The sequence below is a fragment of the Lutibacter sp. genome (genome assembly GCF_013139515.1).
Classification (GTDB): Bacteria; Bacteroidota; Bacteroidia; order Flavobacteriales; family Flavobacteriaceae; genus Lutibacter.
On record NZ_WTAR01000034.1, the window covers coordinates 17818 to 43071 of the forward strand.

General features: G+C 30.0%; 20 protein-coding genes and 2 tRNA genes. 15 read left to right on the forward strand and 7 right to left on the reverse strand.

Going from position 1 to position 25254, the window contains the following annotated elements:
• Positions 1 to 8: 8 nt before the first annotated feature.
• Genes GQ540_RS04420 through GQ540_RS04430 form a run of 3 tightly spaced genes read right to left on the reverse strand, consistent with a single transcriptional unit; the run spans position 9 to position 4070 of the window.
• Positions 9 to 1193: an acetyl-CoA C-acyltransferase gene (locus tag GQ540_RS04420; RefSeq protein ID WP_291797933.1), complete on the reverse strand. Its 1185-nt coding sequence runs from the start codon at positions 1191 to 1193 to the stop codon at positions 9 to 11.
• A 4-nt stretch (positions 1194 to 1197) separates the two neighbouring features.
• Positions 1198 to 3597 (reverse strand): 3-hydroxyacyl-CoA dehydrogenase/enoyl-CoA hydratase family protein, encoded by a 2400-nt coding sequence (locus tag GQ540_RS04425; protein WP_291797936.1) that lies wholly within the window; start codon positions 3595 to 3597, stop codon positions 1198 to 1200.
• 20 nt (positions 3598 to 3617) lie between these two features.
• The gene (locus GQ540_RS04430) at positions 3618 to 4070 is read right to left on the reverse strand and encodes a MarR family transcriptional regulator (protein WP_291797940.1); all 453 of its coding nucleotides are present in this window, start codon (positions 4068 to 4070) and stop codon (positions 3618 to 3620) included.
• A 125-nt stretch (positions 4071 to 4195) separates the two neighbouring features.
• Here GQ540_RS04430 and GQ540_RS04435 point away from each other — a divergent pair, with 125 nt between their 5' ends.
• The 5 genes from GQ540_RS04435 to GQ540_RS04455 all read left to right on the forward strand — a co-directional run bounded on the left by GQ540_RS04435 (position 4196) and on the right by GQ540_RS04455 (position 9189).
• Positions 4196 to 4885 (forward strand): hypothetical protein, encoded by a 690-nt coding sequence (locus GQ540_RS04435; RefSeq protein ID WP_291797942.1) that lies wholly within the window; start codon positions 4196 to 4198, stop codon positions 4883 to 4885.
• 72 nt (positions 4886 to 4957) lie between these two features.
• Positions 4958 to 5884 carry an ABC transporter ATP-binding protein gene (locus GQ540_RS04440; RefSeq protein WP_291797945.1) on the forward strand — a complete coding sequence of 309 codons (927 nt, stop codon included), beginning with the start codon at positions 4958 to 4960 and terminating at the stop codon, positions 5882 to 5884.
• Positions 5877 to 7190, forward strand: coding sequence for an ABC transporter permease (locus GQ540_RS04445; protein ID WP_291797948.1), 1314 nt, complete (start codon positions 5877 to 5879; stop codon positions 7188 to 7190). The genes GQ540_RS04440 and GQ540_RS04445 overlap by 8 nt, the downstream gene beginning before the upstream one ends.
• Positions 7191 to 7193: 3 nt before the next feature.
• Positions 7194 to 8024, forward strand: a complete 831-nt coding sequence (locus GQ540_RS04450) for a mechanosensitive ion channel domain-containing protein (RefSeq protein ID WP_291797951.1) — start codon at positions 7194 to 7196, stop codon at positions 8022 to 8024.
• Between the two features lies 1 nt (position 8025).
• Positions 8026 to 9189 carry a sigma-54 dependent transcriptional regulator gene (locus GQ540_RS04455; protein ID WP_291797953.1) on the forward strand — a complete coding sequence of 388 codons (1164 nt, stop codon included), beginning with the start codon at positions 8026 to 8028 and terminating at the stop codon, positions 9187 to 9189.
• 33 nt (positions 9190 to 9222) lie between these two features.
• Here the strand turns inward: GQ540_RS04455 and GQ540_RS04460 are convergent, their stop codons facing one another.
• The 4 genes from GQ540_RS04460 to uvrA form a co-directional block, all read right to left on the reverse strand.
• Positions 9223 to 11673 (reverse strand): thiamine pyrophosphate-dependent enzyme, encoded by a 2451-nt coding sequence (locus tag GQ540_RS04460; protein WP_291797956.1) that lies wholly within the window; start codon positions 11671 to 11673, stop codon positions 9223 to 9225.
• 155 nt (positions 11674 to 11828) lie between these two features.
• Entirely contained in the window at positions 11829 to 14552 is a 2724-nt protein-coding gene (locus tag GQ540_RS04465; RefSeq protein ID WP_291797959.1) for an aminopeptidase, read from the reverse strand.
• Positions 14553 to 14641: 89 nt separating this feature from the next.
• Entirely contained in the window at positions 14642 to 15352 is a 711-nt protein-coding gene (locus GQ540_RS04470; protein ID WP_291797962.1) for a TIGR00730 family Rossman fold protein, read from the reverse strand.
• Between the two features lie 55 nt (positions 15353 to 15407).
• Positions 15408 to 18233 carry an excinuclease ABC subunit UvrA gene (uvrA, locus tag GQ540_RS04475; protein WP_291797965.1) on the reverse strand — a complete coding sequence of 942 codons (2826 nt, stop codon included), beginning with the start codon at positions 18231 to 18233 and terminating at the stop codon, positions 15408 to 15410.
• Between the two features lie 104 nt (positions 18234 to 18337).
• Between uvrA and GQ540_RS04480 the strand changes: the two genes are divergently transcribed.
• From GQ540_RS04480 to GQ540_RS04525, 10 genes are all read left to right on the forward strand, one after another.
• A complete protein-coding gene (locus tag GQ540_RS04480) occupies positions 18338 to 18565 on the forward strand; it encodes a PspC domain-containing protein (protein WP_291797969.1) in 228 nt (75 codons plus the stop codon).
• Between the two features lie 6 nt (positions 18566 to 18571).
• Entirely contained in the window at positions 18572 to 19567 is a 996-nt protein-coding gene (locus GQ540_RS04485; RefSeq protein ID WP_291797972.1) for a TrkA family potassium uptake protein, read from the forward strand.
• A 107-nt stretch (positions 19568 to 19674) separates the two neighbouring features.
• Positions 19675 to 21282 carry a sodium:alanine symporter family protein gene (locus tag GQ540_RS04490; protein WP_291797975.1) on the forward strand — a complete coding sequence of 536 codons (1608 nt, stop codon included), beginning with the start codon at positions 19675 to 19677 and terminating at the stop codon, positions 21280 to 21282.
• Positions 21283 to 21292: 10 nt separating this feature from the next.
• Positions 21293 to 22165, forward strand: coding sequence for a helix-hairpin-helix domain-containing protein (locus GQ540_RS04495; RefSeq protein ID WP_291797979.1), 873 nt, complete (start codon positions 21293 to 21295; stop codon positions 22163 to 22165).
• A gap of 29 nt (positions 22166 to 22194) precedes the next feature.
• Positions 22195 to 23361, forward strand: coding sequence for an acyl-CoA dehydrogenase family protein (locus GQ540_RS04500; RefSeq protein WP_291797982.1), 1167 nt, complete (start codon positions 22195 to 22197; stop codon positions 23359 to 23361).
• Positions 23362 to 23475: 114 nt separating this feature from the next.
• Positions 23476 to 23673 carry a 30S ribosomal protein S21 gene (rpsU, locus tag GQ540_RS04505; protein ID WP_291797986.1) on the forward strand — a complete coding sequence of 66 codons (198 nt, stop codon included), beginning with the start codon at positions 23476 to 23478 and terminating at the stop codon, positions 23671 to 23673.
• 77 nt (positions 23674 to 23750) lie between these two features.
• Positions 23751 to 24638, forward strand: a complete 888-nt coding sequence (locus GQ540_RS04510) for a tyrosine-type recombinase/integrase (RefSeq protein WP_291797989.1) — start codon at positions 23751 to 23753, stop codon at positions 24636 to 24638.
• Between the two features lie 6 nt (positions 24639 to 24644).
• Positions 24645 to 24944, forward strand: coding sequence for a ribosome-associated translation inhibitor RaiA (gene raiA, locus GQ540_RS04515; protein WP_291797992.1), 300 nt, complete (start codon positions 24645 to 24647; stop codon positions 24942 to 24944).
• Positions 24945 to 25038: 94 nt separating this feature from the next.
• Positions 25039 to 25112, forward strand: a tRNA-Thr gene (locus tag GQ540_RS04520).
• Positions 25113 to 25130: 18 nt separating this feature from the next.
• A tRNA-Tyr gene (locus GQ540_RS04525) sits at positions 25131 to 25211 on the forward strand.
• Positions 25212 to 25254 lie beyond the last annotated feature (43 nt).

A 25254-nucleotide genomic window follows, 5' to 3' on the forward strand; every position in this document is an offset into this window, starting at 1 on the left:
TAGATGATTTATTTTAATAATTCGTAAACTCCAGCTGCACCTTGTCCGGTTCCAACACACATGGTAACAATACCATATTTGTTTTTTCTCCTGCGCATTTCGTTAAATAGTTGAACAGAAAGTTTTGCACCAGTACAACCTAGCGGATGACCTAATGCAATAGCTCCACCATTTACATTTACAATGTCTTGGTTAATACCAAGTTCTCTCATTACTGCTAAAGATTGAGACGCAAATGCTTCATTTAACTCAATTAAATCAATATCATTTAATGTAAGATTTGCTTGTTTTAATGCTTTAGGAATTGCTTTTACAGGTCCAATTCCCATAATGCGAGGTTCAACACCAACGGCAGCAAAAGAAACCATACGAGCAATAGGCTCAATGTTTAGTTCTTTCACCATTTCTTCACTCATTACTAAAACAAATGCAGCTCCATCACTCATTTGAGAAGAATTACCAGCAGTAACGCTTCCACCATTTGCAAAAACTGGTCGTAACTTCGCTAAAGCTTCAATTGAAGTTCCTTTACGTGGACCTTCATCAGCAGAAACAATGTAATTTTTTGTTTGTTTTTTTCCATTACCATCTAGAAAAATATTTTCAACAGTAATTGGTACAATGTCATCATCAAAAGTTCCGTTTGCTTGCGCTTCCAAAGCTTTCATATGTGATTTGAAAGAAAATTCATCTTGATCTTCACGAGAAACTTTAAATTGTTGTGCAACTGCTTCAGCAGTTAATCCCATTCCCCAATAATAATCTTCGTGGCCTTCTTTTGCCGATTTGTAGTTTGGAACTGGACGATAACCACCCATTGGAATATAACTCATACTTTCTACGCCACCTGCAATAATACAGTCGGCCATTCCAGATTGAATTTTAGCCACCGCAATACTTACAGTTTCTAATCCTGATGCGCAATATCTATTCACTGTCATTCCAGGAACATCTTCAACTTTTAATCCCATTAATGAAATTAAACGCCCTATATTTAAACCTTGTTCGGCCTCAGGCATTGCATTACCAACAATTACATCATCAATTCTATGTTTATCTAATTGTGGAACATCTTTTAATAAATGCTCAATTGTTTCAGCGGCTAATTCATCGGGTCTTTTAAATCGAAAAACACCTTTTGGAGCTTTACCAACTGCAGTTCTATATCCTTGTACTATATATGCTGTTTTCATTTTTTTAGTTTCTTAAAGGTTTACCAGTTTTTAACATGTGCTCAATACGCTCTAATGTTTTGCGTTCAGTAAATAAACTCATTATTGCTTCACGCTCAATATCTAATAAGTATTGTTCAGATACGTATGTTGGTTCAGATAAATCTCCACCAGCCATTACATAACCCAATTTATTAGCTATTTTTTTATCGTGTTCAGATGCATAACGTCCTTTTTCTAAACTATCAGTTCCAACTAAAAACATTCCTAATGCTTGTTGTCCGTAAACCAACGCTTTTTTAGGAGCAGGTTGTGTATAACCATCTTCTAATAGTTGAATTGCATGACGTTTTGCTGTTGCAATTTGTCGGTCTTTATTAACTACAACTAAATCTTTATGTTCTTTCAAGAAGCCTAAATCAAAGGCTTCATGAGCTGAAGTTGCAACTTTAGCCATTGCTATATTTATAAAATAATCTCGTAATTTATTTAGTTTTACATCATCTTTTAAAACTCCTTCTGAAGCTCTTAAAGCCATTTCTTTTGAACCAGCACCTCCAGGAATTATTCCTACACCAAATTCAACCAAGCCAATGTAAGTTTCAGCAGCAGCAACTACTTTATCTGCATGCATACTCATTTCACAAGCGCCCCCAAATGTATATCCGTGTGGAGCAATAATGGTTGGACACGATGAATAACGCAAACGCATTACCGTATCTTGAAAATATTTTACAGACATGTTTAACTCATCATATTCTTGCTCAACAGCCATCATAAATGCCATTGCTAAATTTGCTCCAACTGAAAAGTTTGGTGCTTGATTTCCTAATATAACCGCCTCGTATTCAGTTTCTGCTAAATCAATTCCTTTATTAATAGCTTGTAAAACTTCACCACCTAAAGTGTTCATTTTAGATTGGAATTCTATATTTAAAACTCCTTTCCCTAAATGTTGAATTGAAGCGCCTGCATTTGACCAAATTGTTTTTGCTTCTCTAATATTGTTAAGAATGATAAAACTATCTTGTCCAGGAATTTTTTCTTGTTTTTTTGAAGGAATTGAATAGTAATATTTAGCTCCATCTTGCACAGAATAGAAATTTTTATGACCATTTTCAAGCATTTCAGTTACCCAACTTGCTACAGAAATATTTTCGGCTTGGATTAACTCAATACCTTTTTCAATTCCAATGGAATCCCAAATTTCAAAAGGACCGTGTTCCCAACCAAAACCAGCTTTCATTGCGTCATCTAAACGATACAATTCATCTGAAATTTCAGGGATACGATTTTGAACATACCCAAACATTGCAGCAAAGTTTTTTCTGTAAAATTCACCTGCTTTGTCTTTTCCTTTTATCAATACTCTAAATCTATCAATAACATTATCAATAGTTTTAGTCATTTCAAGCGTTGCAAATTTTGCTCTTTTCTTTGGACGATATTCTAGCGTATCTAAGTCTAACGATAGAATTTCTTTTTTACCGTTTTCAACAACTCTTTTATAAAAACCTTGTTTAGTTTTACTTCCCAGCCATTTGTTTTCCATCATGGTACTGATGAATTTAGGAAGTTTAAACAAGTCATGAGATTCATCTTCAGTACAATTCTCATAAATCCCGTTTGAAACATGGACTAAGGTGTCTAAGCCAACAACATCAACAGTTCTAAAAGTTGCAGATTTTGGGCGACCAATAACAGGGCCGGTTAATTTATCAACTTCTTCAATAGTTAAACCTAGCTCTTTTACTTGGTGAAATAAACTCATTATTCCAAAAATACCAACTCTATTTCCAATAAATGCCGGTGTATCTTTAGCTAAAACGGAGGTTTTCCCTAAGAATTTTTCACCATACATCATTAAAAAGTCAGTAACTTCTTGTTTGCAACCTGGCCCTGGTACAACTTCAAATAATTTTAAATAACGTACTGGGTTAAAAAAGTGAGTAACAGCAAAATGTTGTTTAAAATCTTCACTTCTGCCTTCGCTCATAAATTTGATAGGAATACCAGAAGTATTTGATGAAACTAATGTGCCAGGTGTACGATATTTTTCAACTTTTTCAAAAACTAATTGTTTAATATCAAGTCGTTCAACAACAACTTCAATAATCCAATCTACATCTTTAATTTTAGAAATATCATCTTCTAAATTTCCTGTAGTAATTCTACTTGCAAATTTTTGATTGTAAATAGGCGATGGTTTAGATTTTAATGATGCTTTTAAACTACCATTAACTATCCTGTTTCGTACTACTTTACTTTCTAGTGTAAGTCCTTTTGCTTTTTCTACTGCGGTTAATTCACGAGGAATAATATCGAGTAACAAAACTTCTACACCAATGTTTGCAAAATGACAGGCAATACCTGATCCCATAATACCGGAACCAATTACTGCAACTTTTTTTATTGGTCTTTTCATTGTTTATTGGATTTATATTTTTATTTAGACGAATTAATACCAAAAACTTTTTTATCAATTATCAGCTTATTTATTGTTTCTGTAACTTCAAAAAAGTTTTTTATTTTTTCTTTAGAGATATTTTTTTTCACGGTTTCATTAAATTGAATCACATGTTCACGTGATGTTGTTCTTTTTTCAATGCCTAATTTTGTGAGTTTTATTAGAACGCTTCTGCCATCTTCAGGATTTTTTTCTCTATAAATAAATCCTTTTTCATCCATGTTTTTAAGAATACGAGAAAGGCTAGTTGGTTCCATTCCCATTAACGGACCTAAAGCTGTTGAAGGCGTTCCTTGCTCAATATCAACGTTTAACAAAACAAAAGCACTTGCCATTGTGCTATCAAATTTCCCCGCTACTTCATTGTACATTTTTGCAACTGCTTGCCATGTAGCTCTTAACGCATGATCTATGGTTTGTTCTTTTTGCATTTTCAAATATATAAAAAAATACTATGCACGCATAATAAATTAAAAAAATATTTGTGTAACGTTTTTACTTGTTTAATTAAAAAAAAAAGAATAAGTTTAAAATCACTTAACTTAAACTTAAATTTATGGGAACTAGAGAACTTATTGGAAAAGTAATTTTGCAAGAAAATGTTGATACGGTTGATGGAAATAAAATTCCAAAAACTTTTGTTATTAATGTTCCAGACCCATATAAATCATATTACAGTAGGTTTACAGATGTTGAAAAACCTATTTCGGTATTATTTGTTACTAAAAATCCAAATTCGTTTGAAAAAATATTGCGTGTTACACAAAAAATTAATGAGCAAAACAATTTAAAATTGTCTGGTGCGAAATGTGAAGTAACTATTAATTCAAGAAAATTAAATGCAATTAGGGTAAAAGGGATTAATAGATTTACTGAAGTTGAGAAAGTACAACAATTGTATAAAGATTCAGGTTTTGAATTTGTTAAAAGCGAAAAATTTACAAATACTGAAGCGGTTATAAGAGTAAATAGATTTTTTGAGATTAGTGAATTAGAAAAAGGGGTTTTTAAATCTGAAATTGAAGACGATGTTTTTTACGTTGAAACACCTAGATTTATTGAATGGAACGAATTTAAAAGAATTACAATTGAAGTAAAAAACAATATTACTGATAGTAATTATGATGTTGCAAAAGGTATATTTTACATAAATGGAAGTATAACTGAAATTATTCGTATTGTAAAACCAAAAGCTACTGTTGACTTTTTAAAAACAATTCAACAAAAATATATTGAAAGACTTTAGTAATTTTAGTAAAAGTTTAAGTCAATTTTAATAAAATAAAATTATTTTCGTTCTTGAATTAAAAGCTATAGGATGAAAAATATTTTAACCGTTGAGAATGTTTGTAAAAATTATGGGAATTTTACAGCATTAAACAACGTTTCAATTGCTGTGCCTGAAGGAAGTATTTTTGGTTTGTTAGGTCCAAATGGCGCAGGAAAAACTTCATTAATAAGAATTATTAACCAAATTACTTTACCAGATAGCGGAACTATTTATTTAGGTGATGAAAAATTACAACCGCATCATATTCAGTCTATTGGGTATTTACCCGAAGAACGTGGTTTGTATAAAAGTATGAAAGTTGGTGAACAGGTTTTATATTTAGCGCAACTTAAGGGAATGTCTAAAACTGAAGCTAAAAAAAAGCTACTGTATTGGTTTGAGAAATTTGAAATTACTGATTGGTGGAGCAAAAAAATTCAAGAACTTTCAAAAGGAATGGCTCAAAAAGTTCAATTTATAGTTACAGTACTTCACAGTCCAAAATTATTAATTTTTGATGAACCTTTTAGTGGTTTTGATCCAATAAATGCAAATTTAATTAAAGATGAAATTCTAAAACTTCGTGATGAAGGCGCAAGTATTATTTTTTCTACACACAGAATGGAATCTGTTGAAGAATTATGTGAATATATTGCTTTGATTGATAAATCGAATAAAATATTAGACGGTAAATTAAACGATATTAAGCAACAATTTAGAACCAATCAATTTGAAGTTGGATTGTTAAGTGATAATAAAGAAGTGTTATTTTCTGAAATTGAAACTAAATTTAAAGTTCAAAAATCAAAAGCATCAATTAATAATGATTTACGCCTTTTAATTGATTTAAAAAATGGAGAAACATCTACAGATTTGATTAATTATTTAAATAACAAATCGCAGATCACACATTTTACTGAGATTATTCCAAGTGCTAATGATATATTTTTAAAAGCCGTAGCAAACAATGGGTAAACTAAAACTAATTATAAAAAGAGAGTTTTTAGCAAAGGTTAAAAATAAATCGTTTATCATATTAACATTGTTAAGTCCTTTGTTAATGGCGGGTTTATTTTCGTTAATTATTTTTTTAAACGAAAAGAATAGTGAAGAGACAAGAACAATTGCTTTTGTTGATGAATCACATCAATTAGAAACTGTATTTACAGATTCTGAACATACAAAATATGTAAATTTAACAGCGTTAGGCTTAGAAATGGCTAAAGTTAAAACCAAAGAATTTTACTACGGTTTAATTTATATACCAAAAAATGATAGTTTAATTAACCTTTCAAAAGGAGTTGCCTTTTATTCGGAAGATACACCTAGTTTATCATTGCTATCAGATATTGAAAGTAAATTAGAAAAGAAAATAAGAAATCTAAAAATAGAACAACTTCATGTTGATGTTGAGAAGATAAAGGCCACTGAAACAAATGTAAATATAGCTTCAGAAAATTTCTCGGGAGAAAAATCATCTAAAATTGGAAGTTTGTTGCGCATGGCTGTTGGTGGAGGATTTGGGTATTTAATTTTTATGTTCATTATAATTTACGGCACATCAGTAATGAGAAGTGTAATTGAAGAAAAAACAAGTAGAATTATTGAAGTCATTATTTCATCTGTAAAACCATTTCAATTAATGTTGGGTAAAATAATTGGAAATGCATTAGCTGGTATTTTACAATTTATTATTTGGATGATTTCAGCTGGATTTTTAATGCTTCTTGTAACTTCAATTTTTGGGATAGAAACTGCAAGTTCAGCTACAAGTGTTGGGCAAATGAATCCAGAAATAGTACAACAAGTACAACAAACTTCAGCTAGTGAATTACAATTAGTGCTTCAAGAAATAAAAAGTTTGCCAATTTTAACGATGTTTTTTTCATTCATTATTTATTTTTTAGGAGGTTACCTAATTTACAGCTCAATTTATGCAGCAATTGGTGCTGCTGTTGATAGTGAAACAGACACACAGCAATTTATGATGCCGGTTTTAATGCCTTTGATTATTGCTATTTATGTTGGTTTTTCTGTAATTGAAAATCCACATGGCCCAATTGCCTTAGGGTTTTCATTATTTCCATTAACATCGCCAATAGTTATGTTAATGCGAATTCCATTTGGAGTGCCTTGGTGGCAAATTGTAACATCCATGTTATTGTTAATAATTACCTTTATTGCAATTGTTTGGTTTGCTGCTAAAATTTATAGAGTAGGTATTTTAATGTATGGCAAAAAACCAAGTTATAAAGAGTTGTATAAATGGTTAAAATATTAAGATATGGAAAAGCTTAGAAGTTTATTAAATTATACATTTCAATTAAGTGAAAATATTCATATTTCTGTAAAAACAATTTTAGTTTTAATAATTGCATTTTTTATAACAAGCGTGCTATTAAAAGTTGCACGAAGAATAATAAATAAACAACTAGAAGAAGAAGATAAGGGTAAGTTTAAAAGCATTTTTTCTTTTTTAAAATATTTTATATACCTACTTGTAATAATAATTGCCTTAGAATCTTCAGGAATTCAAGTAAGTGTGTTACTAGCTGGTTCTGCCGCATTACTTGTTGGTTTGGGATTAGGACTTCAAACATTATTTCAGGACATTATATCAGGTATTTTTATTTTATTAGATAAAACACTACACGTAAATGATATAATTGAAATTGAAGGAAAAGTTGGCAGAGTTTTTGAAATACGTTTAAGAACAACAAGAGCTGTAACGGTGAACGGTAGAGTTATAATAATTCCAAACCATAAATTTTTAACAAATAGTTTATATAATTGGACTCAAAATGGGACTTCAACCGTTGAAGCAATTAATATTGGTGTAGCTTATGGTTCTGATGTTGAGAAAGTAAAAAAAGTATTAATTGAAGTAGCACAAGCACACCCTAAGGTTTTAAAAACAAAAAAACCTGATGTGCTCTTTATGGATTTTGGGGATAGTGCTTTACTATTTAAGTTACTATTTACAATTAATGATAGTTTTTCTCAGCTAAAAATAAAAAGCGATTTGCGTTACGAAATAGATAAGAAATTTAGAGTTAATAATATAGAAATACCATTTCCACAAAGAGATGTACATTTAATACAAAACAAAGCATAAGATGTCAAAAATATTAATTATTGAAGATGAAGCTGCTATTCGCAGAGTATTGAAAAAAATAATTTCTGAAGAAAATGATACGTATCAAGTTGAAGAAGCTGAAGATGGTTTGAAGGGCATTGAAATGATTTCAAAATCAGATTTTGATTTGGTTTTATGCGATATAAAAATGCCAAAAATGGATGGTATTGAAGTTTTAGAAAAAATTAAAAAGTTGAAACCTGAAATTCCAATTGTAATGATTTCTGGTCATGGAGATTTAGATACTGCTGTAAATACAATGCGTTTAGGCGCTTTTGATTATATTTCTAAACCACCAGATTTAAACCGTTTATTAAATACAGTTCGTAACGCTTTAGACAAAAAAGAATTAGTTGTAGAAAATAAATTGTTAAAGAAAAAAGTAAGTAAAAAATATGAGATGATTGGTGAAAGTGAAGCCATTTCTCATATTAAAACAATGATTGAAAAAGTAGCGCCAACTGATGCACGTGTCTTTATTACAGGTCCAAATGGAACCGGAAAAGAATTAGTTGCACATTGGTTGCATGAAAAAAGTGAACGAACAAAAGGGCCAATGGTTGAGGTTAATTGCGCTGCAATTCCTTCTGAATTAATTGAAAGCGAGTTATTTGGTCATGTAAAAGGTTCGTTTACAGGCGCTAATAAAGATAGAGCAGGTAAATTTGAAGCCGCTAATGGAGGTACTATTTTTTTAGATGAAATAGGAGATATGAGTCTTCCTGCTCAAGCTAAAGTTCTAAGAGCTTTGCAAGAAAATAAAATTTCAAGAGTTGGAAGTGATAAGGATATAAAAGTTGATGTTAGGGTAGTAGCAGCAACTAATAAAAATTTAAAAGAGGAAATTTCTAAAGGGAATTTTAGAGAAGATTTATACCACAGGTTAGCAGTAATTTTAATTAATGTGCCATCTTTAAATGAAAGAAGAGAAGATATTCCTTTGTTAATTAATTTTTTCGCACAACAAATAGCAAGTGAGCAAGGTACTGCTGTAAAATCTTTTTCATCACAAGCAATAAAATTATTGCAAAATTATGATTGGACTGGGAATATACGTGAGCTAAGAAATGTAGTTGAAAGGCTTATTATTTTAGGAGAAAAGGAAGTCTCAGAAAGTGATGTAAAGCTATTTGCGAGTAAATAAAACAAAAAACCCAGCTTTAGCTGGGTTTTTTATTTAATATAATTTCTTGTATTTATTTGGGTCAACTTCTCGCATTATGCCATATATAGTTTCAAATATATCTTCAGCATTTGGTTTAGAAAAGTAATCTCCATCTGTGCCATAAGCTGCTCTATGTTCTTTAGCAGTTAAAGTTATTGGTTTACTATCTAAATATTCATAAGCATTCTGTTTTTCTAAAACCTCATTAAGCAAATATGCTGAAGCTCCTCCAGGAACATCTTCATCAATAACAATTAACCTATTTGTTTTTTGAATACTCTTTACAACATCTTGATTGGTATCAAAAGGAAGTAAACTTTGAGCATCAATAATCTCAATATTTATATCAACTTGTGCTAGGTTATTCACTGAATCTTCAATTATTTTTAGTGTTGATCCATATGATAATACAGTAATATCTGTACCTTCTTTTACAGTTTCTACAACACCAATAGGTGTTTTAAATTCACCAAAATTGTTTGGTAATTTTTCTTTAAGACGGTAACCGTTTAAATTTTCAACAATTAAACCAGGTTCATCACACGCTAATAATGTATTGTAGAATCCGGCGGCTTTTGTCATATTTCTTGGAACTAAAATATTCATTCCTCTTAACAAATGTATAATTGCTCCCATTGGTGAGCCTGAATGCCAAATACCTTCTAATCTATGACCACGAGTTCTAACAATTAATGGAGCTTTTTGTTTTCCTGCTGTTCTGTAATGAAGTGTTGCTAAATCGTCACTTAAAATTTGTAAACCGTATAATAAATAATCTAAATACTGAATTTCAGCTATTGGGCGCAAACCTCTTAAAGCCATTCCAATGCCTTGTCCTATAATTGTTGCTTCTCTAATTCCAGTATCTGAAACTCTTAGTTTTCCGTATTTTTCTTGAAGACCAACTAAACCTTGATTAACATCACCAATATTACCAGCGTCTTCTCCAAAAATAAATAAATTATGATGTTTTGAAAACAGCGTATCAAAATTATCTTTTATAATAATTCTTGCATCAACTAGTTCAGCATTGGAATTGTAAGTTGGTGAAATTTCCTCAGAAAGGCTAACTTTTTGGTCCGTTTCACTATATAAATGTGAACTATATTTAGGTTGTTTAGTTTTTATGTAATTTTTAATCCAGTTTTGTAACTGTTTCTTTTCAGATAAACTTTCATTTCTAACATAAACAGTTGCTTTTCTTGCAGTTGATAAAATATCTTTTCTTAAAGGCTCAAGAATTGAAGCTAAATCATTTTTTAATTTTAAAATAAAAGTTTTGTTATTGCTTTTTGCTGAAAGATTTTCAAGTAAGTTAACTAAAGTTTTTTGTTCTTCTTTTAATGGGTTTAAAAACGCGTTCCAAGCCTCTCTTTTAGCTTTGCTAACTTCTTTTTTAGCATCTTTTTCAATTTTAATTAATTCTTCTTCAGAATCAATAAATTGTAGCGTGTTGTTATTTTCATCTTTCAGATCAAATTCTATAATCCAATCACGCATTTTAGCAATACAATCGTTTTGCTTTTCCCAAATTAAACGTTCCTTAGATTTGTAACGTTCATGTGATCCAGAAGTTGAATGGCCTTGAGGTTGTGTTAAATCTTTTACGTGAATTAAAACAGGAACATGTTCTTCGCGAGAAATTTTAGATGCTTTGTTGTATATATCTATTAATTTAGGATAGTCCCAACCTTCAACAACAAAAATTTCATAACCATTAGCTTCATTATCACGTTGAAAGCCTTTTAGAATTTCAGAAATATTTTCTTTAGTTGTTTGATATTTTGCAGGAACAGAAATTCCATATGCATCATCCCAAACACTAATAATCATTGGTACTTGGAGAACACCTGCGGCATTAATTGTTTCAAAAAATATACCTTCGGAAGTACTTGCGTTTCCTATAGTTCCCCAAGAAATTTCATTTCCATTATTTGAGAATTTAGGGTTTTTAACTTCAGGTAATTCTCTAAATAATTTTGAGGCATAGGCAATACCTAATAATCGTGGCATTTGACCAGCCGTAGGTGAAATGTCACCACTTGAATTGTATTGTTCAGTTAAATTTTTAAAATGCCCATTTTCATCTAAACTATGTGTAGTAAAATGTCCGCCCATTTGACGTCCACCAGACATTGGATCAGCTTTAATATCTGCATGTGCATATAATCCTGCAAAAAATTGTTGAGGTGTTAATTCACCAATAGCCATCATAAATGTTTGATCTCTGTAATAACCAGATCTAAAATCACCTTTTTTAAAGGCTTTTGCCATGGCTAATTGAGGTACTTCTTTACCGTCACCAAAAATTCCAAATTTCGCTTTTCCAGTTAAAACTTCTCTTCTTCCTAAAATACTACATTCTCTACTTATTACAGCAATTTTATAATCGTGTAATACTTCTTTTTTAAATTGATTAAATGATAGGTTTTCTAGGTTTGTAGACGAAGATTTTACATTCATATTTTCGAAATTTTTAGTTTTGCAAATATACGAATTTTAAACGATATTTAAAAATAGTGCGAAGTAGTTGAATAATTGTGAAAATAAAATTGAAAAACCTCTTTATTATTAAGAATTGTTTAATAATGTTGATTTGCCTTAAGAGGTTTGTTAAATTAATAAAAACCTCTTTTCACAAAATTATAAATTCGTTTTGGTTTTATTACAAGAACAAATCTAATTTTAGAGCTATAATTTGGTTGAGATATTTCCCAACCTAAATTTGAATGTACTGGAAAATAAAGTTCTAAAATATCTTGTATAAAGTTTAGTCTAATACCATTTTCATGTGCAAAATAAGCTTTCTCATTTCGGTTTTTAATAAGCCCAATATCATTATAAACTTCAAGCCAACGCCATAATCCAACACTTGTGTTAAAAGTAGTAAGCCATTGATTTGCAAAGGCAACAGGAAGTTTAGATTTAAAACCACCTTCATTAATAATTATTTGTTGGCTAAAAAACCCAGACGTTTCTGATCTTCCCAAATAGTCGTATTTAAATAAATAATCACTTGGTCTATCTAAAGCGAAACTAAAAAAATCAGATTCAGTATTATTGGTTAAGAAAGCACCAGCAAAAAACCTAAAATCAAACTGCCTATTAGCATCAGTTAACTTTCTGTAATGTGCTGTTAGTGAAACTTTGCTAAATTTACTAGAAATTTGAAGGCCTGATGAAAAGCGAATATCTTCAATAATTTCAGGTTTGGCATAGCCATAACTTAAATTAAAAACTTTGTACTTATTAGTTTCAATATGGTCAGTTTGAGTTGGTGATTTTTCACGATTAACAAATGTGTAAGAAGCAGATAATGCATTTCTACTAACATCTCTTAAGTTTTTTCGTTTAAATTCAAGCATAGCGAATGGACTAAGTGCCGTGTAAGTTAAATTCTCAGCGTAATGGAAGTTGCTACCTATTAAACCAAATGCAAACCTATTTACTTTTTTATTTTCTGGAAGATGCTCATACAATAATGAAAATACTCCTGAAAGTGTTTTACTTTTTGTACTGTATGAAGGTGTTATTTTATAGTTAAAACTCTTTTTTAGTAATGTTTTATTTGAAATTGCCAATCCTAAAACTGCTCCGTCATAATAATTGAATCTGAATACAGGTGTGTAAAAAAATTGATTGTAATATGGGTTTTCAATATCTTTCATGAACTTTAGTTGAAGAGGTCTATTGAATAATTTTTTATCTACATTTTTCCAGTTGTTTCTTAAGTTATATTCAGGTAAAAACGATTCGTAATTTAATGAAAGTTTATCAAAACCATTTGTAGGAATTGTAATGGTTGTTATAGAATCAATATTTGTTAACCACTTTTTAAATTTAATTTCTTTGCCTTTAATTCCGTAAAGTTGAATAGGTGTTGTAAAATTTCTTTTATTTAAAATACTTACTTCAAGTGAATCGTTCTTTTTGGTAATTTTTTTAATGGTATAGTCTACCTTTTTTGTTGTTTTTAAATATTCATTTGTAAACCAAGAAATATCTTTAGTTGTTTTAATTTTTGTTAAAAATTGATTGCTATTTGTTTGTTGTTCTGAATTTTCTTTTGAAAAATTAGTGATAGAATTACTAATTACGTCTTCACCTAAGTAGATTTCTAAATATTTTAACCCTAACCCAGCTTTGTATTTATTTACAATTTTTCGATTAAAATTTGATAAAGAATCATTTTGAGATGTTAAAGCTTGATCTAAATTTTTACGGGCAGCAAATTGATAAACAAAAGGGTATTTATCATTAAAACTAATTTTAGCTAAGTTGAAATTTCTAATACCCCAAAGTTTTGAAACATTGCCTAGTGCTTTCATTTTAGGATAGTATTTTTCAATATATTTTATCATTAAATAGGTTTGTAAACCATCTGCAAGCCAAGCATCTTCTCTTTGATTAAACAAGAAAATAGAATGAATATATTTTTTTGAAAGTACTTTAAATAACTGTATGTCCCATTCAAAATTAGTATTGTAAGGAGCTAAAAATGAAGGGAGTTGATTAAAACCATAAACAGGGTTTTTATCATACTCAATTTTATTAATGAATAATTTTTCATGCGGAAATTCACCCAAGTATGATTTTATAAATTCTAGTTCTCTATTTAAAATGTCAGTTTTAATTGAAGTGCTTACATCTTCAGACGTTAAATTGGTAATTATTTTAGGATTTGATTTGTACTCAATAAAGTCGTTTTGTTGAGTTATGTTTAGTTCTACGTCTAATTTATTTTTGCCAATTAATGTGTACTTATTAAAATTAGATGTGGTTTTTGAAATTATTAAATCACTATTTACAATATAATTTATTGGTACTTTAATATTAATATGATAATTTGTATAATCAATATACAAATCATCTATATCTAAATTGTTATAAGTTTTCCATGAATTAGTGAAGATTGCTGGAGCTAAATACCAATAACGTAAATTATAGCTAACTGTGTTCACGCCGTACTTTGTGAATTTATCCTTAGGGATTTTTACAATATAAGTCGTTGTTATTCTAACAGAATCTTTAGGATTTAATTCTTGTGTTAAGTTTACTTTTAAAATATCAGGGTTTTCTTTAGTACTTTCCCAAGTGGTACTGTTTGAATTAATTGTTATATTTTTTATTGTTGAATTTCCTCTGTGTTTTTCGCTGGTGAAATGAAAAGATTTTGAATAATTTTCAATAAAACGTTTTGCTAAAGGTGTTTTTTTATCTTTATAAGCGTTAGCCCAATTATGAAAATAGACTTCATTTAATAAACTGTCAGACTTGTTGTGAAAAGTAGTTTCTTGTTCTATTTTAAGTTCATTAGTAGCTGTATTTAAAATTACAGACATTTTAATAGTATTAGTTTGACTATATGTAGTTAAACTAATAATACAGATTAAAAGCGCAAAAAATATATTATTTTTCAAGAGGGTTTTTATTAAAAATTAGGGCTTAAACTGTATTTTTTATAGAAGGTGTCAATTACTTCTAAAACTTCCTCTTCAGTATCAACAATTGAAATTAAATCTAAATCTTTTGGACTTATTGTTCCTTCTTCAAGTAGTGTGTTTTTAATCCAATCCATTAGTCCAGTCCAATATTTTCTTCCAACTAAAACAATTGGAAATTTACCAATCTTTTTAGTTTGAATTAGTGTAATTGCTTCAAAAAGTTCATCCATAGTTCCAAACCCACCAGGCATTACAACAAAACCCTGAGAGTATTTCATAAACATAACTTTACGAACAAAAAAGTAATCAAAATCTAAACTCTTATCTGAATCAATATATGGGTTGTCATGTTGTTCAAAAGGTAAATCAATATTTAAACCTACCGATATTCCTTTACCACGTGCAGCTCCTCTATTACCAGCTTCCATAATTCCAGGTCCACCACCAGTAACAACACCATAACCACTTTGTGTTAATTCAAAAGCTATGCTTTCAGCTAATTTATAATGTTTATGACCTGGTTTTGTACGTGCAGAACCAAAAATACTCACACAAGGACCAATTTTGCTTAAACGCTCAAAACCTTCAACAAATTCGGCCATAATTTTGAATATAGCCCAAGAATCATTTGTTTTAATTTCGTTCCAAGTTTTTTGCTTGAATTTTTCCCTTATTTTTCGATCTTCATTTGGTATCATAATTCTTTAAATCTCAATTTTAAGTTGCTAAATAACAGTTTTTTTTAGTAGCTAACTAATTTAATTCTTTTTTTAAAAATTGTGCAGTATAGCTTTTTTTATGCGTACTAATTTCTTCAGGTGTTCCAAAGCAAATTAGTTCTCCACCTTTTTTACCGCCTTCCATTCCAATATCAATAACATGGTCAGCTAGTTTTACAACATCTAAGTTATGTTCAATAACAAGTATTGTATTTCCTTTATTGGTTAATTTATTTAAAACGTCCATAAGTACTCTAATGTCTTCAAAATGAAGTCCTGTAGTTGGTTCGTCTAAAATATAAAAAGTATTTCCAGTATCTTTTTTTGATAACTCTGAAGCCAATTTAATACGTTGAGCCTCACCACCTGATAATGTTGTTGATTGTTGCCCTAAAGTAATATAACCCAAACCAACATCGTGTATTGTTTTTAGCTTTCTAAATATTTTTGGAATAAGTTCAAAAAATTCAACAGCATCATCAATAGTCATATTTAATGCGTCAGAAATTGATTTTCCTTTATATCTAATTTCTAATGTTTCTCTGTTAAAACGTTTACCTTGACACGTTTCACATTCTACATGAACATCAGGTAAAAAATTCATTTCAATAACACGAACACCACCACCTTGGCAAGTTTCACATCTTCCGCCTTTTACATTAAATGAGAATCTTCCAGGTTTGTAACCTCTAATTGCAGCTTCACTTGTTTTAGCAAATAAACTTCGTATTTCGCTAAAAACACCTGTGTAAGTTGCTGGGTTTGAACGTGGAGTTCTACCAATTGGAGATTGGTTTATGGCAATTACTTTATCAATATTTTCTAATCCTTTAATAGTTTTATAAGGCATTGGTTTTTTAACGCCTCTATAAATATGCTTGTTTAAAATTGGGTAAAGAGTTTCGTTTATTAAGGTAGATTTTCCGCTACCAGAAACACCCGTTACACAAATAAGTTTTCCTAAAGGGAAGTTGACAGTTAGGTTTTTTAAATTATTACCAGTTGCGCCTGTTAAAGTTATTTTTTTACCATTCCCTTTTCGTCTTTTTTTAGGAATTTCAATTTCTTTTGTGCCGTTTAAGTAATCTGCAGTTAGCGTATTGTGTTGTTTTAATTCTTCAAAAGTTCCTTCACTCACAATTTCACCACCAAAACGACCAGCGCCCGGACCAATATCAATCACATAATCGGCATGTTCAATCATATCCTTGTCGTGTTCCACAACAATAATTGAATTTCCAACATCTCTTAAATTAACTAATGAATTTATTAATTTCTGATTGTCGCGTTGGTGTAAACCAATACTTGGTTCATCTAAAATGTATAAGACACCAACTAATTGAGAACCAATTTGAGTTGCTAATCGAATTCGTTGTGCTTCACCACCCGATAAAGATTTTGAACTTCTATCTAAAGTTAAATAATCTAGCCCAACATTTAATAAAAATTGAATTCTTGTTCTAATTTCTTTTAATATTTCTGAAGCTATTTTGAGTTGTTTGTCACTTAATTTTTTTTCAATATTTGCAAACCATTCGGCAAGTTCTAAAATATCAAGCTGAGCTAATTCAGAAATGTTTTTTTTGTTTATTTTGAAATATAAAGCTTCTTTTTTAAGTCTTTTTCCCTCACAAGTTTCGCAATTTACTTCATCCATAAAATCTTTAGCCCAACGTTTTATGGAGGTAGATTCACTTAGTTTATATTGACTTTCAATAAAACTAATAATCCCCTCAAAATCAATTTCATAAGTGCGGGTTACACCCATTGCTTTTGAATCTATTTTAAACTTTTCATTTCCACCGTTTAAAATAATATCTAACGCTTCTTTTGGAATTTTTGAAATAGGATCGGTCAATTGAAATTTATAGCGGTCAGCAATTAATTGAAGTTGTTTAAAAATCCAACTGCTTTTTTGTTCGCCAAGCGGTGCAATTCCACCACTTTTAATTGAAATTTTATTATTTGGAATTATTTTTTGAAGATTTACTTTGTTAATTTTCCCTAGTCCGTTACAAGTTGAACAAGCTCCTTTTGGTGAGTTAAATGAAAAATTATTAGGTTCAGGATTTGGATACGAAATACCAGTTTTAGGACACATTAAATCGCGACTAAAATAGCGAGGAATATTAGTTTCGTGTTCTAAAACCATTAAAATATTTTCACCAGAATATAGTGCAGTTGTGATGGTTTCTTCTAATCTTTTTTCAGAAGAACTGTTTACTAATAATCTGTCAATTACAATTTCAATATCATGCATTTTGTAACGATCTAAACGCATTCCTTTTTCAATGTCTATAATTTCACCGTCAACACGAACTTTAACAAAGCCTTGTTTTGCAATTTGCTCAAAAAGTTCACGATAATGTCCTTTTCTAGATTTTATTATTGGCGCAAGAATTACAATTTTTTTATCTTTAAAATCTTTTAAAATCAACTCATTTATTTGCTCATCACTATAACTTACCATTTTTTTATTGGTGTTGTATGAATAAGCATCAGCAGCTCTTGAATAGAGTAAACGTAAAAAATCGTAAATTTCTGTAATTGTTCCAACGGTAGAGCGCGGACTTTTATTGGTGGTTTTTTGTTCAATAGAAATTACAGGAGAAAGCCCATCAATTTTGTCAACATCAGGTCGTTCCAATCCTCCTAAAAATTGACGTGCATATGCAGAAAAAGTTTCAATATATCTACGCTGGCCTTCAGCATAAATGGTATCAAAAGCTAATGACGATTTCCCACTACCACTTAAACCAGTTATAACAACTAATTTTTCTCTTGGAATGCGAACGTCAATATTTTTTAAATTATGAACACGAGCTCCAAGGACTTCAATATATTCTTCGTGTTTTGCCATTTGATTTTTGGAAAGTTGCAAAGTTAAAAAATTGTAACTACAATTTTGTTAAAGAGCTCTATCTTATTTTGGAAATTAGTATATTGCGTAAAAATTAGAGGCTTTTGAAGTGGATTGATTCTTTACGACATTATTTTGAAAAACATGGCTTTGCAGTTTCATCAAGATTTGCAGATAGATTGGGTATGCGTGTATCTAATGTGCGCTTGTTTTTTATTTATATTTCTTTTGTTACGTTTGGTTTTTCCTTCGGAATATACTTAACATTAGCATTTTTACTTCGATTGAAAGATATGATTTACACCAAAAGAAACTCTGTTTTTGATTTGTAATATAGTATGGTTGTAAAAACAAAATTATATATTTCGTTATTTCTGTTAGCCGTTGTGTTAATGATAGGAGTTGTTGGCTTCTTATTTATTTCAAATGAAACATTTATTGATTCATTATACATGACCATAATTACCATGTCTACAGTTGGTTTTGGTACGCTTCATGAATTAAATCAGACAGAAAAACTATTCACTATTGTTCTAATCATATTAAGTATTGGAGTTTATGGTTATTCAGTAACAGCATTGACAGAATATTTAGCAAACGATAATTTTTTTCAACGTATAAAATATAAAAAAATGCAACAAAAAATTCAAAAATTACAGAATCATACTGTTGTGTGTGGCTACGGAAGAAATGGTAGGCAAGCAGTAGCAAAACTTAAGAAATTTAACATGCCATGTGTTGTAATTGAAAAAAGTAAAACTATTATTGAAGAACTAGAATTAAATAATATTTTATATGTTGAAGGTGATGGAACTGATGATAAAGCTTTAAATGAAGCTGCAATTACTAATGCAAAAAGTTTAATTACAGCACTTCCTTCAGATGCTGATAATTTGTTTGTCGTGCTTTCAGCCAGACAAATAAATAAAGAGTTTATTATTATAAGCAGGGCCTCTAATGAATCTTCTTATAAAAAATTAAAAATTGCTGGAGCTACCAATGTTATAATGCCAAATAAAATTGGTGGTGAACATATGGCATCATTAGTTGTAACGCCAGATTTAGTTGAGTTTGTTGATAGACTAACAATTTCTGATGAATGTTCAACTAATTTAGAAGAAATTGCAATTGATGATTTACCCTCAGAATTTTTAAATAAAACATTATTAGATTTAGATTTAAGAAGAAAAACAGGTTGTAATGTAATTGGGTTTAAAACTTCTAAAAACGAATACATTATAAATCCTGAGGCTACTACAAAGCTTGAGCCGGGCACTAACCTTATTGTATTAGGTAGACCAAATCAGATTGAAAAATTACGTCAAATTTTATAGTAAATAAAAAGAGGTTAATTTCGGAATATCACAAGTTTAAAGTTAAAAATTTGTGGTAACCTCAATTTTTTACCATATTGCAACTTATTAAAAAAACACCTATAAATATGAAGAGCAAATTTCTTTCCTTTTTATTACTAATTGCGCCTATTATTTCATATTCCCAAGAAATGACTATTGATGAAAAGATTGAGGCAAGATTTAAGCCTTTTGCAGATTGGGTAAGTAGTATTGTTTTTTATCCAATATCAATAGTAGGGATAGATGTTCCTATTGTAATTATTATTTTGTTGTTAGGAGCACTGTTTTTTACGCTGTACTTCAATTTTGCGAATATAAGGCTGTTTGGAGTGGCTATTAAGGCTGCAAAAGGAAAGTATGACGATGTAGATCACCATTCAGTTGATGTTGTCGCAGGGGATTCAACTCCAGGAGGAGATGTTTTTGAGAGTGTTCAGTCAGAAGGTGTTGTAGGGGAAGTTACTCACTTTCAAGCTTTAACCGCAGCATTATCAGCTACCGTAGGTTTAGGAAATATAGCAGGAGTTGCAGTAGCTATTGCTATTGGTGGTCCAGGAGCAACAATTTGGATGATTTTAGCTGGGTTTTTAGGGATGTCAACTAAGTTAGTTGAGGCAACTTTAGGTGTTAAATATAGAGAGGTTGGTGAAGATGGAAAGATATATGGAGGTCCAATGTATTACCTGAGAAAAGGATTAAAAGAAAAGAATTTGACAGGTTTAGGAAAGGTCTTAGCTTTTTTATATGCAATATTTGTAGTTGGAGGATCTTTTGGAGGAGGAAACATGTTTCAATCCAATCAAGCGGCAGCACAATTTAAATTGCTGTTTGGCTTAGATTCTGGGTTTATTTTCGGTGTTTTAATGGCGATACTAGTTGGTGTTGTAATTATAGGAGGTATTAAAAGAATAGGTCGTGTTACAGAGAAAATAGTACCTTTTATGGGAATCATGTTTGTAGGAGCTTCCTTAGTTATTATTTTTATGAATATTGATGTGATACCAGCTGCATTAGTTCAAATATGGGAAGGAGCTTTTGCTAGTAATTCTATTATGGGTGGTGTAATTGGAGTAATGATTGTTGGGTTTCAAAGAGCGGCATTTTCTAATGAGGCAGGAGTTGGTTCAGCTTCAATTGCTCATGCGGCAGTGAAAACAAAATTTCCTGCAAGTGAAGGAATAGTTGCTTCTATTGGTCCATTTGTAGATACGGTTGTCATTTGTACAATGACTGCTTTGGTGATTGTAGTTACAAATCTTAAAAGTAATTTATTTGAATATTCTAATTTAGATGCTAGCAATAATGTAATAATGAACGGAACAGGAGAGCATTTAGGAGGTGTAGATTTAACATCAATAGCCTTTGATTCAGCTATTCCTAATTTTTCCATATTACTAACAATTGCTGTTATTTTATTTGCTTTTTCTACTATGTTATCTTGGTCTTATTACGGTATTCAAGGTTGGAAATATTTATTTGGAAAAAGTAAAATAGTTGATATTTCTTACAAAGCATTATTTTTAATATTTGTTGTGATTGGAGCTTCATCAAGTCTAGGATCGGTTATTGAGTTTTCAGATGCTATGATTTTTGCAATGGTATTTCCAAACATTATAGGGCTACTGTTGTTGGCTCCAAAAGTGAAAGTTGAAATGTCTAAATATTTATCAGCTATAAAATCTAGCAAAGAATAACATATAAAATATGAAATTTTTTAAATCCCATTTTAGCTACAATAAACGTCAGCGAAATGGGATTTTCTTTTTATTAATAATTATAGTCTCACTTCAGGTAGTTTTCTTTTTTGTTGATTTTTCTTCTGAAGAAATTATTAATTTTTCAAGCAAAGAGATTGCTTTATTTCAAAAAGAAATAGATTCTTTAAAAACTGTTGAAATAGAAAATAGAAAACCAAAAAGATATCCTTTTAATCCAAATTATATAACAGATTATAAAGGCTATCAACTAGGAATGAATACTGACGAAATTGATAGGCTTTTGGTGTTTAGATTAAAAGGAACATTTGTTAATTCAGCCAAGGATTTTCAAAAAATCACAAAAATTAGTGATAGTTTACTTCAAGTGATTAGTCCGTACTTTAAATTTCCAGATTGGGTAACTTCAAAAGTTAAGTCTTCAATTAAAAATTCAAAAAAAATAATTCATAAACCGTTAATTAAACGAGATATAAACCAAGCAAGTGCTTCAGATTTAAGAATTGTGAATGGTATTGGTGAAAAATTATCAGAAAGAATACTAAAGTATAGAGATAAGTTACAAGGGTTTTCTAACAATAATCAATTATATGAGGTTTGGAATTTGGAAAAAGAAGTGGTTGATAAAGTTTTACTTCATTTTAAAGTAATAGAACTTCCAATAATTTCAAAAATAAATGTAAACGAAGCAACTTTTAAACAAGTATTAGCAATTGTTTATATAGATTATGAATTGACCAAAAAAATATTTAATTATAGAGATGAAGTTGCTGAAATTCAATCTCTTGAAGAATTGAAAAAAATTGATGGATTTCCTATTGAAAAATTCGACAGAATAGCCTTATATTTGGTAGCTGAATAATTATCATTAATTTTAAGATGCTACCCATAATGAATAGTATGTATTTTACTGAAGAACATCAAGCATTTAGAGAGAGTTTTAGAGATTTTTTGCATAAAGAAGTAGTTCCTTATGTTGATACCTGGGAGAAAAATGGAACTATAGATCGTTTTATTTGGAATAAATTTGGAGAAATGGGTTATTTTGGGTTGAATTCACCAGAAGAATATGGCGGATTGAATTTAGATATATTTTATACAATTATATTTTTAGAAGAACTTCAAAAAATTAATTCAGGTGGTTTTGCAGCCGCTATGTGGGCGCATGTGTATTTGGCAATGACTCATGTTGATAAAGAGGGTGATGATAGTATAAAAAAGCAATACTTAGCGCCAAGTATAAATGGTGATAAAATTGGTTGTTTATGTATTACGGAACCATTTGGAGGGTCAGATGTTGCAGGTATGAGAACTACAGCTGTTAAAAAAGGAAATACCTATGTAATTAATGGTTCAAAAACATTTATTACCAACGGTGTATATTCAGATTATTTAGTGGTAGCGGCAAAAACAGATACAACTTCTAGAAATAAAGGGATTAGTATTTTTATGATTGATAGAGACACAATTGGGGTTTCAGCAACTAAACTTGATAAATTAGGTTGGAAAGCATCTGATACTGCTGAAATTGCTTTTGATAATGTAATAATTCCTGCAAGTAATTTATTAGGAGAAGAAGGTAAAGGGTTTCCTTATATTATGAGTCATTTTGCGCTAGAGCGTTTAGTTATGGGGGTAAATGCACATGCTAGAGCTGAATATGCATTAGAATATGCAATTAATTATATTTCAGAAAGACAAGCTTTTGGGAAATCATTAGATAAATTTCAAGCGTTAAGGCATAAAGTAGCAGATATGGCAAGTGAGGTTGAAATGTGTAAAGAGTTTAATTATTCTATTGCAAAAAGATTAAAAGAAGGACAATATATTGTAAAAGAAGCAAGTATGTCCAAATTACTTTCAACAAAAATGGCAGACTCAGTGATTAATGATTGTTTGCAGTTATTAGGTGGATATGGCTATATGGAAGAATATCCAATGGCCAGACTTTTAAGAGATAGCAGGCTAGGACAAATTGGTGGTGGAACATCTGAGATTCTAAGAGAAATAATTGCTAAAATGGTTATTGATAAAAAAGAATACAAGCCAGCAACTTAGTTTTTAGATAGTCTAAAAATAATTTCAATAAAAAAAACACTGAATAAGATAATTAATTATATCTTTGCAGTCCAAAATTTAAAAAGGAACAAGTTTGAAAGGAGGTGCCAAAATATGTTAATTATACCAGTTAAAGACGGAGAAAACATCGATAGAGCGTTAAAACGTTACAAAAGAAAATTTGATCGTACGAAAACAATGAAGAACTTACGTAACCGTAAACAATTCAATAAACCTTCAGTAGTGAAGCGTGCGCAAAACATAAAAGCTCAATATGTTCAAAAATTAAGAACAGCTGAAGAGCAAGGTTAAATTATTTAACCAAAAAAGTTAAACCGTTAGTAAATACAATTTACAATTTGTAAATTTGTATGCTAACGGTTTTTTTTATGCCTATTAATTCCTTCTTAAATTACTTAATATTAGAAAAAAAATATTCAAAGCACACTACAACTGCTTATTTGAATGATTTAAATTCGTTTCAGATGTTTTGTAATATTACGTATAGCAGCCAAAGCATTGTTGAAGTTAATTATGCTCAAATTAGAAATTGGATTGTTAGTTTAGTTGAAAGTAAAGTTTCAAACCGTACAATTAATAGGAAAGTTTCTTCATTAAAATCATTTTACAAATTTCTTCAAAAAATAAAAGAAATTGAAAGTAATCCTTTAGCAAAACACAAAGCTTTAAAAGTTCCTAAACAAGTGCAAATACCTTTTTCTGAAAAGGAAATTAAAAACGTTCTTCATTTGTTAGATGATGAAGTTAATTTTGAATCACTTCGAAATAAATTAATTGTTGAATTATTTTATTCAACAGGCATTAGAAGAAGTGAATTAATAAATATTAAAATTTCGGATATTGACTTTGCAAATGAGACCGTTAAAGTGTTAGGGAAAAGAAATAAAGAAAGATATATCCCGTTATTAAAATCAGTTCTGAAATCAATAGTAAATTACATTGAAGTTAGAAAAGAGATTACCACAAATGAAACTTATTTATTTCTCACTAAAAAAGGAAAAATAATATACGATACACTTGTATATCGAGTAATAAATAATTATTTTAGTACTGTGTCGTCAAAAGTTAAAAAAAGTCCTCACATTATAAGACATTCTTTTGCAACACATTTATTGAATGAAGGCGCTGATTTAAACTCAGTTAAAGAATTACTTGGACATTCTAGTTTGGCGTCTACACAAGTTTATACCCACAGCAGTTTGGGGAAGTTAAAGGAAGTATATAATCAAGCTCACCCAAGGAGCCAAAAAAACTAATTTATTATGAAAGTAAACGTACAGTCTGTAAATTTTAATGCCGATGCAAGTCTTATTGAATTTGTTGAAAAAAAAATAAATAGTTTAGAAAAATTTTATGACAAAATAGTTGATTCAGAAGTGTTTTTAAGAGTTCAGCAAACAAGTGATAAAGAAAATAAATTTGTAGACATTAAATTAAATATACCAGGGAATGATTTGGTTGTGAAAAAACAATGTAAAACTTTTGAGGAAGGTGTTATGCAGGCAGCGGATTCGTTGAAAAGACAGTTGACAAAAAAGAAGGAAAAAATAAGAGTGAAATAAATTAAAAAAAAATTAAAAAAGTTTTGTTTAAAATTAAAACTTTAATACATTTGCAGTCCGTTAGAAATAGCGGACTTCTTTTATGGAGTAAAATGCCGATGTAGCTCAGCTGGCTAGAGCAGCTGATTTGTAATCAGCAGGTCGTGGGTTCGAGTCCCTCCATCGGCTCAGGTCTTTGAAAATAATGGTGAGATACTCAAGTGGCCAACGAGGGCAGACTGTAAATCTGCTGCGCAAGCTTCGAAGGTTCGAATCCTTCTCTCACCACAATTTATTTATAGAGATATAAATAAGTTAGGAATTGAAAAAA